This window comes from Pseudomonas sp. LG1D9, assembly GCF_002949995.1.
Lineage (GTDB): Bacteria > Pseudomonadota > Gammaproteobacteria > Pseudomonadales > Pseudomonadaceae > Aquipseudomonas > Aquipseudomonas proteolytica.
This window is the reverse complement of the sequence record NZ_CP026881.1, coordinates 4,087,871-4,100,392: the sequence shown is the minus strand read 5'-3', so window position 1 is coordinate 4,100,392 and position 12,522 is coordinate 4,087,871. Positions and strand designations below refer to the sequence as shown.

The following is a 12,522-nucleotide window of genomic DNA, read 5'->3' as shown; positions in this document are numbered from 1 at the left end:
TCAACTCCAAAGGACATATCTTTATTAGACTCCGCTGCTTGACGCCTGTCACGGCACGGCCCGGAGAAAATTGCTTTCATTCAGCCCCAGTACAGACAGGCTGTACCGCAAAAACAGACAAACGGTAGCACCTGCACCCAGACAAGGAATTTCATGGACTACTTCATCATTGTAGCTACCACCGCAGCCGGCCTGTATTTCCATTGGTGGCTGTACCGGCGGATCAAGCGCTGGGTAGACCGCGACCTGGCGCTGTCACTGGCAGGAGACGATCAGCACAAGCGCAACTTTATGCTGCAACAGTTGGACCGCGCCAAGGCTGAGAAGGTCAAGCGTAAGGACTTGCCACAGTGGCTGCAGGACGCAGCACGGCAATATGAGGTCAAGTAGAGGCTGTAGGAGCCGGCTAGCCGGCTCCTACAAGTATGACGTTTTCAGGGTGCCAATCGCTCGCGGGTCCAGTCGGCACCCTGCAAACGATAGTTCAAGCGATCATGCAGACGACTCGCCCTGCCCTGCCAGAACTCGATGCGCTCCGGCAGCAGGCGATACCCCCCCCAGTGCTCCGGGCAATCGGGCTGGGTCTCGCTGAAACGCTGTTCGGTCAGCGTGAGCAGGTCCTGCAACTGCTGGCGATCGCGGATCACCTGGCTTTGCGGGGAAGCCCAGGCGCCGATACGGCTGCCCAGTGGGCGTACTTGATAGTAGGCGTCCGACTCCTCGGGCGTGACCTTGACCACCCGACCCTCGATACGCACCTGGCGCTCCAGGGTCGGCCAGAAGAAGGTCATGGCAGCAAACGGGCGGGCTGCCATTTGCTGGCCCTTGGCGCTCTGGTAGTTGGTGAAGAAGGTAAAGCCCTGGGCATCCAGCCCCTTGAGCAGCAGGACGCGGCAGTGAGGCCGGCCCTCATGGTCGACGGTCGCCAGGGTCATGGCATTGGCCTCGACCGGCGGTTGCTCGGTCTTGACCGCGTCGTTGAACCACTGGTGGAACAAGGCAAACGGCTCGGCCGGGGCCTGGGCTTCGCTCAAACCGTCCCGTGTGTAGTCACGGCGCATATCTGCCAGTGCCTGGGTCATGCAGCTTTATCCTTCTTGCTCAACTGCTCAGTTTTTCGCCTGGTCGTTTGCAGCTACTTTTTTCGCTGGCGTTGCAGCCTTGGCAGCAGCTGGCTTTTTGGCTGCTGGCTTGGCGGCCGCTTTTTTCGCGGCTGGCTTGGCGGCGGCCTTCTTGGCAGGTGCTTTCTTGGCGGCAACCGCTTTCTTGGCGACCGGCGCTGGGGCAACCACGTCCTGTACCGCAACCATTTCTGGCTTCGGCGGGTTTGGCGAGTTGTACTTGCTCAGCAGTGCCAGCATGGTAGTGCGCTGGGTGAACATGATTTCCATGCGACGGTTCAGGGCACGGCCCTGGGTGCTGTCATTGGCAGCGCGGGGCATCAGGTCACCCATGCCACGCAACATCAAGCGGTCCTGCTTCAAGCCACTGAGGCTGAAGATCGACGCGATAGACTGGGCACGCTCCTTGGTCAGGGGCTGGTTCTGCACGGTGTCGATATGACCAAGCACCAGCACGGCGGTCTTGGGATCGCTTTCAACGGCCTTGGCCACACGGGTGAACGGACCCAAGGTCACTGGCAGCAACATCGCCGGGCGTTTCGGGTTGTAGGAGCCATCGACCGGGGCTATCACCACCAGAACGTTGTCGCGACGCTCCAGTTGCAGGTTGCTGTCCTTGATCGCGGCGCGCAGGCGCGGCTCGTAGTCGTCCAGCCAGGCCTGGGTGATTTTCGGGTCTGGCATCGGGATGTTGGTCACATCGACTTTGCTTAGGGGTTTTGGCTTGCTTTCAAACGGCCACCACCATTTGGTGTCGGTTTCAGTCTTGGCGACTACCGGGGCCGCAGATGGAGCCGGCGTTGCCGCCTGCAGGTCGGCCTTAAGATCGGCCTTGGCGTCAGCCGCCTTGGCATCGGCTTTGGCAGTAACGTCCTTGGTCGCCGACTTGTCGAACCCGAATGACCACCAATGCTCGCCAGACGCATCATTTTGTGGAGTTTGTGCACAGCCAGTAATAGTTAGGCAGAGCGCCAGTGCCAAGGACTTGTTCGATAACATGAGATATCCACAAAATGAGAAAACACAGGGGTCTGGATGACCCGTTAAACAGACGCTTCACGAAGTTTAAAGTAACAATACTTTTCAAGCGCCTTTTGTAGGTGCCTTTTTAACAAAAAAACGCCGGACGGCAAGCTATTTACAGACAACCGGCCAATATTCTTACCAACTTTTGCGCGCGTGGGTCCATAAGTACATACGGACCTAGAGTATTGGTCACGAAACCAAATGCTACATCATGTTCCGGGTCAGCAAAGCCCACGGAACCACCCGCCCCAGGATGCCCAAATGCACGCGGGCCAAGGCCGAACGTGGCATTGGGCACATCCGGCTGGTCCAACATGCAACCCAGGCCAAAGCGGGTTTGCGTCAATAAGGTTTTATCCGGCCCGATACTGTGCTCGCGGGTCAGCTGTTCAAGCATATCGGCTTCCAACAAACTTCCGTCCAACAAACCACTATAAAACCCGGCCAAACTGCGCGCATTGCCATGCCCATTTGCCGCAGGCTGCTGCATACGACGCCACTCGGGTTTGTTAGTGCTGGTTAGTATAGAAGGCGGATTGGTAAACGCCCGGGTGCTCATTGCCTCGGGCTCACGCAGGGTGACCTGCAATAGCCGCTGGGCCGCCTCATCCCCCATATTGCCTTTGCCCCTGGCAATGTGCGCGACACGATAAAACTCTTCGTCCGCCAGCCCGACGTGAAAGTCCAAGCCCAACGGGCGGGCAACCCGGGCCACGATCGACTCCCCCGGCCCACGCCCATCGGCGCGGCGCAGCAGTTCCCCGACGAGCCAGCCATAGGTGATGGCGGCGTAGCCATGGCCTTCCCCGGGGGTCCACCAGGGAGCCTCGGCGGCCAGGGCCGCCGTCATCAACGGCCAGTCATACAGGGCTTCGGCGGGCAACGTCTCACGCAACGCTGGCAACCCGGCCTTATGGCACAGCAGTTGGCGCAAGGTGATGCTTTCCTTGCCCGCCGCCGCGAATTCAGGCCAGTAGTTGGCCACGGGGACGTCCAGTTGCAATTTGCCTTCGGCAACCAGTTGCAAGGCCGTGACAGCGGTAAAGGTCTTGGTGCAGGAGAACAGGTTGGCGATGGTGTCGCTGTGCCAGGCCTCGGCACCGTCCTTGTCGGCAGTACCGGCCCACAGATCGACGACGGTTTCGCCGCCAATCTGCACACACAGCGCAGCGCCGCGCTCCTGAGGGTCGTCAAACAATGCGGCGAAGGCTTCACGCACTGCTTCGAATTGAAGTTCGTAATGACCCTGAATCTGCACCTGAATCCCCCCGGAAAAGACCTACGTTAAGTGGCGCCCATTGTTCCAGTCATTACTGGGTTTGGGAACCCGTTGCAGCCTTGGCTTTTTCCGCTTCCTGGGCCAACTGCTGGATCGCCGCCAGGTTGCTTTTACGCACACTGTCGACGAAGCCCTGGAACGGCACATCGGTGATCCCCACCAGACCGAAGTGACCGTTTTCACCGTCCAGCAAACGCCCGGTCACTGGCTGGTCGAGGTACTGGAACCAGTGCACGCCGACAATCGACGGCTCGGCCATGGCCTGCTTGAGGAAGGTCGCATAAGCCGGGCCGCGCGCCTCCTCCCGGGCCAATTGCGTGACCCCACCCCAGAACGGGCCACGGTCGGCCGAGCCGAAGTTGAACTCGCTGATCAGCACCGGTTTGTCCAGTGCGCGCAGCGCCGCAAAGTCGTAACCGTCCTGGGGCTTGAGGGTGTACATGTTGAAGCTCAACACATCGCAATACTGGGCGCAGGACGCCACCGCCTCCGGGGTGCTGACCGCATAGCGGCCACCCAGCAGCAACTGGTTGGGCGCATGCCATTTAAGCGCATCGGAGATGGTCTTGAAGTAGGCGTCGGCGAAGGTCTTCTGGAAGTATTGGAAATCAGCCTCGATTTCCGGATGCTCGGCGTTGGGAACCGGCGGCTCGAAGCCTGGATCTTCCATCAACTCCCAGCCAGCCAACTGGATACCCCAGGCTTTGGAAAGGCCATCTTCGTTGCGGTACTTGTCGCGCAATTGCTTGAGGAACGCGCGCTTGGCCGGCACATCCGTAGTCATGCGCAGAGTGCCGTAGGCCAGGGCGTAGCGGGATTTCGCATCATCGCCGGGACCGGCCCATGCCAGTTCGTTATCGGCAAAGAAGCCAATCAACCAGGGGTCGTCGCGATGGTCGCGGGTGGCGATCGCCACGGCCCGCTCAGTGGCCATGGCAAAGCGCGGGTCGAACGGATCGGGCATGCCACCCCACCAGTCGATACCGGTGCTGATACTGGTGTAGTCGCCAATGATCGACAGAGGCAAGGTGTAAGGCACGCGACGAGCGTCACCCAAGTGCGGGGTGCTCCAGTTGCCGATCGTGTTGAAACCCCAGGCTTGCAGGCGGTCCAGGGTGTGGCCGGTCCAGCGGGCCTGGTCAAAGCCTGGGGCCGTGCAGGGCTGCGCCTCGGCCGCCGGGTCACACGCCTGGCCGTAGGTGCGTTGCAGGTTGGCACCGTAGAAGTTGTACCAGCGCCCCACATTGAAACCGCGCCCTGCATCGGCGCCATTGCCGCCACGGTTGTCACCGCTGCCGTAATACTTGTCGAAGGGCTCGCCCGCCTTGGGCAGTGCGCCAAACATCCATTCGCGTCCCGCAACATAAGTCTGGCTATTGTCCGGGCTCACGGTGTTGACGCCCAGGGAGTAGAACGGATGCCCCAGCGGTGTCACCAGGTACCAGCGCCCGTCGCGCTTTTCGGTGCGGAAGAAGCCGCTGGCTTCAAAGGCCGGGCCCTTGGTGCTGCCGCCAAACTTGTCCAGGGCGCTCTTGTCACGCTCTGCGAGCCAGCCCTTGAGTTGTTGCTGCTCCTTGGCGGCAGCGGCTTTCAACTGCTCGTCGCTGCTGACTTTTTCTGGCCAGCGCGCGCGGTTGGACTGCCCATAGGCATCCACCAGCTCACTGTAGGCGGCCTTGAGCACCGGTTCACTGTCCTGCACGCCAAAGCGCTCCAGCAGGATGCTTTGCGGCGCTGCCGGCTTGATCATCGACAGAGTGACCGAGACCACCTGGCTGCGATCGATTTCGCCAGCACTGCCAGCGAGCATGACGCGCTGACCGTCCACAGTGATGGGCATCGGCGGTCCGGCCTTCATGCCCTGGCTCAAGGGCGAGTTGGCCAGCAGGGGCACCAGCAGGGTTTGCGCAGGCCCCGCCGGTAAATCGATACGGCTGACCAGGGTCTTGCCGTCGCTGCTCTGTACCTTGACGTACAACGTCAGTGCCCAATCCATCGCACTCTGGATGCGCAGGCTCATGGCACTCGATTGTGACCAGTCCCACACGCCGCTTTGCGGGCTGAGCACCAGGCTCGGCTCCGCCGCCGGGTTGAAGGTGATGCGGCGCAGCACTTCGCCTTCCGGGGTCTGTTCAGCGTTGTATTGCGGCAGGCTGGCGTCCTGGGTCGCCACCTTGACCACATCGGCCGGCCGGACAAAGTTGAACAGCGTCTGTTGCCCAGCCGGTGCGGCCAGCAATGGCGTGGCGAACAGCAGGGCAAAAAGAGCAGGCAGCGTGCGAATCATACGAACAAGGTTCTCCCAATCGGCCGGTGAATGGCCTGATGACATAAACGAGATAGACCACGAAGTGGGCGAATTCGCCCACTGTGGCTTAAGAAATTTCGCGCCGGAAAGGCGGCAAGGCATTCAGGATAGCCTTGCCATAGCGTTGGGTGACCAATCGGCGGTCGAGCAAGGTGATGGTGCCACGGTCCTCTTCAGTACGCAGCAAGCGGCCACAGGCCTGGACCAGCTTCAACGAGGCATCCGGCACGGAGATCTCCATGAACGGATTACCGCCCCGGGCTTCGATCCATTCGGCCAGCGCGGCCTCGACTGGGTCGTCAGGCACCGAGAACGGGATCTTCGCGATCACCACGTGTTCGCAGTAAGCCCCGGGCAAGTCGACACCTTCGGCAAAGCTCGCCAGGCCGAACAGCACACTGGAATCCCCACCATCGACCCGCGCCTTGTGCTTGTTCAGGGTTTCCTGTTTCGACAGGTTGCCCTGGATGAATACCTGTTTACGCCAGTCGCGGTCGAGGCCGTCGAACACGTCTTGCATCTGCTTGCGTGACGAGAACAGCACCAGCGTGCCTTTGGAACCTTCCACCAGCGATGGCAGGTCACGAATGATTGCTGCGGTGTGGGCCGGCGCATCCCGTGGGTCGGCCTTGAGGTCCGGCACCCGCAGCACACCGGCGTCGGCGTGGTGGAACGGGCTGGGCACCACGGCGGTAACCGCCTTTTTCGGCAGGCCGGCACGCATGCGAAAGCGCTCGAAGGTACCGAGGGCGGTCAGGGTGGCCGAGGTCACAAGGGCGCCGTAGGCTACGTTCCACAGGTTGCGCCGCAGCATCTCCGCCGCGAGGATCGGGCTGGCGTTGACTTCGATATCGAACAACGCGCCGCTTTCCGACAGCGTCAGCCAGCGGGCCATGGGCGGATTGTCTTCCGGGTCTTCGACGGTAAAGGCGGTCCACAACTCCCAGTTGCCCTGGGCACGAGACAGCAGGCTGCCAAACAGCGGGTACCACTCTTCGGCCTGGTTGCTGGCAATGCCGATATTGACCTCCCCGTCCATGCCTTCCTTGAGCAAGTCGGTGAGGCGGGTGAACAGATCAGTCAGGCGTGAGAAGCCCTTCTTCAACTCCACGCCCATCTCGCGCATGTGCTCGGGGATCAGCCCGCCGACAAAGCGATGGCGGGGCCGTTCGCGGCCTTCGACGTCTTCGCCGGGCTTGAAGTCCGCCACCTGCTCGCAGGCGCTGAACATGAACTGTTGCTGGGTCTTGATCTCCCGCGCCAGCTCCGGCACCTGCTCGATCAGCTTGCCCAGGTCGCCGGGCAGCGGATGCTGGGCCAGCAGCTTGGTGAGGTTCTTGGCGGTGGTTTCCAGCCAGTCGGCAGTGGACCGCAGGCGCGTGTAGTGGGCGAAGTGGCCGATGGCCTTGTCCGGCAAGTGGTGGCCTTCGTCGAACACGTACAACGTGTCCCGCGGGTCAGGCAGCACCGCCCCGCCACCCAGGGCCAGGTCGGCGAGGACCATGTCGTGGTTGGTGACAATCACGTCAACCTTGCCCATGCCTTCGCGGGCCTTGTAGAAGGCGCACTGGCCGAAGTTGGGGCAGTGACGGTTGGTGCACTGGCTATGATCGGTGGTCAGGCGCGCCCAGTCGGCGTCTTCCAGGGCATTGGGCCAGCTGTCGCGGTCACCATCCCACTTATTGCCGGCCAGCTTCTCGATCATGCTGGTAAACAGCTTCTGGCTGGCCTCATCGACTTCGATCTTGAAGCCTTCTTCTTCGAACAGCGAGGCCGTGGCGGTTTGCGCGTGGCCTTCCTGGAGCAGCACGTCCAGTTTGGACAGGCACATATAACGGCCACGGCCCTTGGCCAGGGCAAAGGTGAAGCTCAGGCCGCTGTTGCGCATCAGGTCTGGCAGGTCTTTGTAGACGATCTGCTCCTGCAGGGCCACGGTGGCAGTGGCAATCACCAGGCGCTTGCCGGCGGCCTTGGCAGTAGGAATCGCCGCCAGGCTGTAGGCTACGGTCTTGCCGGTACCGGTGCCGGCCTCGACGGCCACGACCGCGGGGTCGCCACTGCGCCGGCCTTCGTCGTCGGTGTCGATATCCCCGAGGACCTTGGCTACTTCGGCGATCATCAGGCGCTGGCCGTAACGCGGTTTCAAGCTCTTGGCTTCGAGAAAACGCGAGTAGGCGCCCTGGATCGTGGTTTTGAGTTCAGTGCTGATCATGGATAGTCGGGCGCAAAAAACGCTGGATAAATTTTCAGTGGTTCGGATCGGCCGCTATCATACCCCGCTAATTAATCCCGCGCAGAACGGAGTACCTCAATGACCGTCTTTAGCCTTGCCTACACCCTGCATGTATTGGCCGCCCTGGTATGGGTCGGTGGTATGTTTTTCGCCTGGATGATCCTGCGCCCGGCCGCTGTGGCGGCGCTTGAAGGGCCGGCGCGGCTGAAACTGTGGACGAATGTGTTTCCGCGTTTTTTCGTGTGGGTCTGGGTGGCGGTGCTGATCTTGCCGATCAGTGGCGTCGGCCTATTGCAACTGCGCTTCAACGGGTTTGAAACCGCACCGCGTTATGTGCAGGTGATGATGGGGCTGTATGTAGTGATGACGGCGCTGTTTATCCGCATCCAGGCGCTGCAACTGCCTGAACTGCGCACGGCTGTGGCGGCCGAGGACTGGGCGACGGGCGCGCAGGTGCTGGGAAAAATCCGAAAGTTGGTAGGGATCAATCTGATTGTGGGATTGGTGGTGGTGGCGGTTGCCTCGGCTCGGCCGATGTTCTGAGGGTGTTCTTCAGGGCCTCATCGCGGGCAAGCCCGCTCCCACATTTGAATCGGTTCGCAAATCAAGTGTGGGCGGGCTTGCCCGCGATGGCGTCAGTGCCTATAGCTCAAAGCCGTTGGATGGTCACCGTGCCGGCAGGTCCGGAAGGCCCTGCCTGCCCTTCCAACCCCGGTCGGCCTTTCTCGCCGCCATCGGCGCGGTACACCAGGCACCCCTTGGACTGCCCGCCCTTGCCCGGTTTGCCGGCAACACCTGGCAAGCCGCCAGCACCGCCGTCGACCCAGACCTTTATCTGCTCGCTCGGATAATCCTGTGGCAATTCGATGCGCACTGCCGCACCCGCAGCGCCTGGCAGCCCGTCGCCGCCGTTGTCGCCATTGGCGCCACGCCCGGCCGAACCCCAGGTGCACCCTGGGTCTTCGCCATTGGCGCCATCCAGGCCGCTATAACCTTGGGCGCCGGTGCCACCCCGGGCATCGACAGACAATAGCTGCGCATTCAATGCATTGATCCGCAACGTCAGGTCACGCCCCGGCTTGGCCGGCTTTTCATGGGTGCCGGGCGCCCCCCGGGAGGTGATCTGGCTGCCATGCTCCAACTGCGCATGCCGTACCTGCAATTGCAGGGCCGAGGCGCTGGGCACGATGGCTATCCGCGCGTCGCGGCCCAGGTGCAGTTCGTCGACGGTGACCTGGGTGATATTCGCCGGAATCAACAAGGTGCCATAGTCGGCCACTTCCAGACGTTCCAACTGCAGCACGCTGGTGCTGTTGGGCAAGCGCAACAACGAGTTGGTCTCGACGCTGACGCTTTCGGCCAAGGCAATGGGGCTGACCAGCAGGGCCAGGAGAAAAACGTTACGCATGATTGCCATCCTTGTTGTCTTGATCAGCCGTAGGTGCAGGCAGGCTCTTTATATGGAACATCCCCAGCAACAGGATCAGCAGGCGGTCACGCCAAGGGTGGGCACGATGTTTGACGCTGGCGTTGAATAACACCAACTCCAGGAGATGGGTCAGCAATAAAAGGATACCGACCAGGTTGACCAGCAGATGAAATGGATTGGTCAGCGGTTTGAACAGATTGACCAGCACAACGACCCAGAACAGCAACGCCAGCAACTTCCCCAATCGCAACAACAGCTTCATGCCCTACGCCCCCTTGCACATTATTCTTTGGGCGCACAGTAACGAGTTCTACAGGCGATTTGCCAGTGAAGGATTAAAAAACTTGAGATAGCTGCGATTTGGCGACCAGATCGCCGAGGATTGTCTGAAGCTTCCGTCAGAAATGCCCCTGGAGTCACCCAGGGGCAGGCGTGCAGCGCGCTAGCGGTTGATCTGGATTTCCACGCGGCGGTTCAGGGCGCGGCCGTCGGCGGTTTTGTTGTCCGCCACCGGGTGGGTTTCACCAGCACCTGTCACCGACACAAAGTTGCTGCGGGGCACCCCGGAGCTGACCAGGTAGTCGGTCACCGAATGGGCGCGTTTTTCCGAGAGCTTCTGGTTGTACGCATCTTTACCGACGCTGTCGGTATGCCCGCTGACCCGCAGTTGGGCACTCGGCGCCTCCTGTTTCAGGCGTGCGGCGACGGTGTCGAGCTTGGTTTTATCGGCCGCCGTCAGCCGGGCCGAGTCGAACTCAAAGTGCACGTCACGAATCACGATGGTCTCTTCCTTGACCACCACCACTTCTTCGACGACTACCGCCTCGGGTACTGGCGGGCAGCCATTGGCATCGACCTGCACGCCTTTGGGGGTGCCCGGGCATTGGTCGCGGCTGTCGGGCACACCGTCGCCATCCTCATCACCGTCGCCATGGACCCAGCAATAGGCGCCGGCCATGCCGCCGATCAACAACGCACCACCGCCGGCCCATGACGAACTTTCGGTGGCGCCCAGCGCGGCACCGGTTACGCCGCCGAGGGCTGCACAGGTGGGCCAATCGGTTTTTTGCAAGCCTGCGCAACCTGTCAATACTCCGGTTAGCAGAACCAAGGGTAGAGCTGTCCGCATGATGCTCATTTGATTTCTCCTGAGGGGATCGGCCGCAAGCCGATGGGTGGAGTAAAGACCGCTCTTTTCATCCGCGCCAGCGCGCCAAACCCCCGTATTCATTGGCCCACGCTGCTTTTTCCAGCCGACAGGCCGCCGCCCGCTCTAGGCCCGCGCGCTCAAGCAGGCTAGTCTTCACGGTTCTGATGTGAGGATCTTCGATGACCGCCGGTAATTCTTCCCGTACGCCGCAGCAATCACTCGCTGCCCTGCTTGATCGCCAAGCCCCCAAACGCCTGCTGGTATTGGGTGCCGGCCACTTCCCGGCGCTGGATGCGTTCAAGCAGGCCCACCCGGACACCGTGGTCTGCGTCGCAGGGCCGGGGCCATTGCCTGCCGACCTGGCCGCCCAGCGATTTGACCTGGCCCTGGTGGTCGACTGCCTGGAGCACCTGTCAAAACGTGCAGGGTTGGAGCTACTGGGCGGAGTGCGCAACCTCAATGCCAGCCGTATAGCCGTCCTCGCCGACCTGGCGGCCTGCGGCTGGAAAGACACCGACTTTTTCTCCCTGGCCCTGCAGACCAGCGAGCACTTTTGCCGCGACAATCAGGTACTGACGCTGTTTACCTACGATCTGCTTGAATACAAACAGGTACCGGACTGGCTGAACGCCCGGTTCTGGGCCAACCCGGAAAATTTTGGAAAGTACTGGTGGTAACCATGAGCACCTCCATTTGCCCTTGCGGCAGCGGCAACCTGCTGGATGCCTGCTGCGGCCATTATCACTCTGGCCACCCCGCACCCTGCGCCACGGCGTTGATGCGCTCACGCTACAGCGCCTATGTGCTGGGGTTGGTGGATTACCTGGTGGCGACTACGCTACCGGCACAACGCAGCGGCCTGGATCGTGAGGCTATCGGGGCCTGGAGCGCGCAAAGCACCTGGCTGGGCCTGGAGGTCGAAAGTTCCGAGGTGTTTGGTGGGCAGCCGGAACATGCCTTCGTCACCTTTACCGCGCGCTGGCATGACAGCACCGGCGAACATAGCCACCGGGAACAGTCCTCTTTCGTACAGAACGATGGGCACTGGTACTTTATTGACCCTACCGTGGAGGTGAAGGCGGGACGCAATGATGCCTGCCTGTGCGGCAGCGGGCAGAAGTTCAAGAAGTGCTGTTCCAGCTACCTGTAAGAGTCCGCTTCTTTGTAGGAGCAAGCTTGCTCGCAAAGAAGGCAAGCGCACCGCATTTACCCAGACTGCCCTCGTCATCGTTGACGACCATCGCCGGCAAGCCGGCTCCTACAAAGGAATGCGTCATGGTCAGCCGATTACGAAGCTATAGCTATTTGTTGATGCTGGCCGTTGGGCTCTCGGGATGCACGTCCTGGTTCGCCGATGACACGCCGCCACCGCAGATCCACCTGGTCAAGGTGGAGTTGGTGCGCGCCAAGTTGCTGGAACAGAAATTCAAGCTGCACTTTCGTGTGGATAACCGCGGCGACTCGGACCTGACCGTGCGCGGCCTGATCTACAAGATCAGCCTGGCCGATGTGGAACTGACCGAAGGCGAGTCCAACGAATGGCTGACAATTGCGCCCCATGGCCGGGGATTTTTCAAAGTCACGGTGCGCACCAACCTGTGGCCGCAGGTGCGGGAAATCGCCGACCTGTTGAAAAACCCGGACCGGCCCATCCCCTATCGCCTGGAAGGTGAACTGAAAACCGGATTATTCATCGGTAACGACGTGCACGTGATGCGCAATGACGAGATAATCCCCGGCGATTTTATTCCGGAGCGACACCAATGACTCAGCAACCCCACGTCCATGGTCCTGACTGCAACCACGATCACGATCACGATCATCACGATCACGACCATGGTCATGTCCACGGCCCGAACTGCGGCCATGCCCACCAGGAACCCGTGCGCAATGCCCTGAAGGATGTGGGCCGCAACGACCCATGCCCATGCGGCAGCGCCAAGAAGTTCAAGAAGTGCCACGGCGCCTGATACGCC

General features: G+C 61.1%; 14 protein-coding genes. 6 read left to right on the top strand and 8 right to left on the bottom strand.

The genetic code is table 11. The annotated features are described in order from the left end of the window. The first annotated feature begins 153 nt into the window (after positions 1-153). A complete protein-coding gene (locus C5F71_RS19165) occupies positions 154-390 on the top strand; it encodes a hypothetical protein (RefSeq protein ID WP_070995761.1) in 237 nt (78 codons plus the stop codon). Between the two features lie 44 nt (positions 391-434). Here C5F71_RS19165 and pdxH read toward each other — a convergent pair whose 3' ends face one another. The 5 genes from pdxH to dinG all read right to left on the bottom strand — a co-directional run bounded on the left by pdxH (position 435) and on the right by dinG (position 7,946). Continuing rightward, a complete protein-coding gene (pdxH, locus tag C5F71_RS19160) occupies positions 435-1,082 on the bottom strand; it encodes a pyridoxamine 5'-phosphate oxidase (protein ID WP_104911729.1) in 648 nt (215 codons plus the stop codon). Positions 1,083-1,109: 27 nt separating this feature from the next. Beyond that, a complete protein-coding gene (locus C5F71_RS19155) occupies positions 1,110-2,120 on the bottom strand; it encodes an OmpA family protein (protein ID WP_070995760.1) in 1,011 nt (336 codons plus the stop codon). Positions 2,121-2,259: 139 nt separating this feature from the next. Next, complete coding sequence (locus C5F71_RS19150) at positions 2,260-3,405, bottom strand: serine hydrolase domain-containing protein (protein WP_104911728.1); 1,146 nt, start codon at positions 3,403-3,405, stop codon at positions 2,260-2,262. 52 nt (positions 3,406-3,457) lie between these two features. Beyond that, a complete protein-coding gene (locus C5F71_RS19145) occupies positions 3,458-5,713 on the bottom strand; it encodes a beta-galactosidase (protein WP_104911727.1) in 2,256 nt (751 codons plus the stop codon). Positions 5,714-5,801: 88 nt separating this feature from the next. After that, positions 5,802-7,946: an ATP-dependent DNA helicase DinG gene (dinG, locus tag C5F71_RS19140; protein ID WP_029297151.1), complete on the bottom strand. Its 2,145-nt coding sequence runs from the start codon at positions 7,944-7,946 to the stop codon at positions 5,802-5,804. Between the two features lie 99 nt (positions 7,947-8,045). On the opposite strand from dinG, the gene C5F71_RS19135 reads away from it, so the two are divergent. Then, positions 8,046-8,510 (top strand): CopD family protein, encoded by a 465-nt coding sequence (locus tag C5F71_RS19135; protein WP_070995758.1) that lies wholly within the window; start codon positions 8,046-8,048, stop codon positions 8,508-8,510. Between the two features lie 106 nt (positions 8,511-8,616). On the opposite strand, the gene C5F71_RS19130 is transcribed toward C5F71_RS19135, so the two are convergent. The 3 genes from C5F71_RS19130 to C5F71_RS19120 form a co-directional block, all read right to left on the bottom strand. Further along, positions 8,617-9,375 carry a hypothetical protein gene (locus tag C5F71_RS19130; RefSeq protein WP_029297155.1) on the bottom strand — a complete coding sequence of 253 codons (759 nt, stop codon included), beginning with the start codon at positions 9,373-9,375 and terminating at the stop codon, positions 8,617-8,619. Next, positions 9,368-9,658, bottom strand: coding sequence for a DUF1145 domain-containing protein (locus C5F71_RS19125; protein WP_029297157.1), 291 nt, complete (start codon positions 9,656-9,658; stop codon positions 9,368-9,370). Before C5F71_RS19125 ends, C5F71_RS19130 begins: the two co-directional genes overlap by 8 nt. Before the next feature lie 180 nt (positions 9,659-9,838). Continuing rightward, positions 9,839-10,534 (bottom strand): OmpA family protein, encoded by a 696-nt coding sequence (locus tag C5F71_RS19120; RefSeq protein WP_029297159.1) that lies wholly within the window; start codon positions 10,532-10,534, stop codon positions 9,839-9,841. 191 nt (positions 10,535-10,725) lie between these two features. Between C5F71_RS19120 and C5F71_RS19115 the strand changes: the two genes are divergently transcribed. The 4 genes from C5F71_RS19115 (at position 10,726) to C5F71_RS19100 (ending at position 12,516) form a co-directional block, all read left to right on the top strand. Beyond that, the gene (locus C5F71_RS19115) at positions 10,726-11,223 is read left to right on the top strand and encodes a DUF6231 family protein (RefSeq protein ID WP_029297160.1); all 498 of its coding nucleotides are present in this window, start codon (positions 10,726-10,728) and stop codon (positions 11,221-11,223) included. 2 nt (positions 11,224-11,225) lie between these two features. Then, entirely contained in the window at positions 11,226-11,696 is a 471-nt protein-coding gene (locus tag C5F71_RS19110) for a YchJ family protein (protein WP_070995755.1), read from the top strand. Between the two features lie 125 nt (positions 11,697-11,821). Next, the gene (locus tag C5F71_RS19105) at positions 11,822-12,313 is read left to right on the top strand and encodes an LEA type 2 family protein (RefSeq protein WP_029297162.1); all 492 of its coding nucleotides are present in this window, start codon (positions 11,822-11,824) and stop codon (positions 12,311-12,313) included. Continuing rightward, positions 12,310-12,516, top strand: a complete 207-nt coding sequence (locus C5F71_RS19100; RefSeq protein ID WP_104911726.1) for an SEC-C metal-binding domain-containing protein — start codon at positions 12,310-12,312, stop codon at positions 12,514-12,516. The genes C5F71_RS19105 and C5F71_RS19100 overlap by 4 nt, the downstream gene beginning before the upstream one ends. The last annotated feature ends 6 nt before the right edge of the window (positions 12,517-12,522 follow it).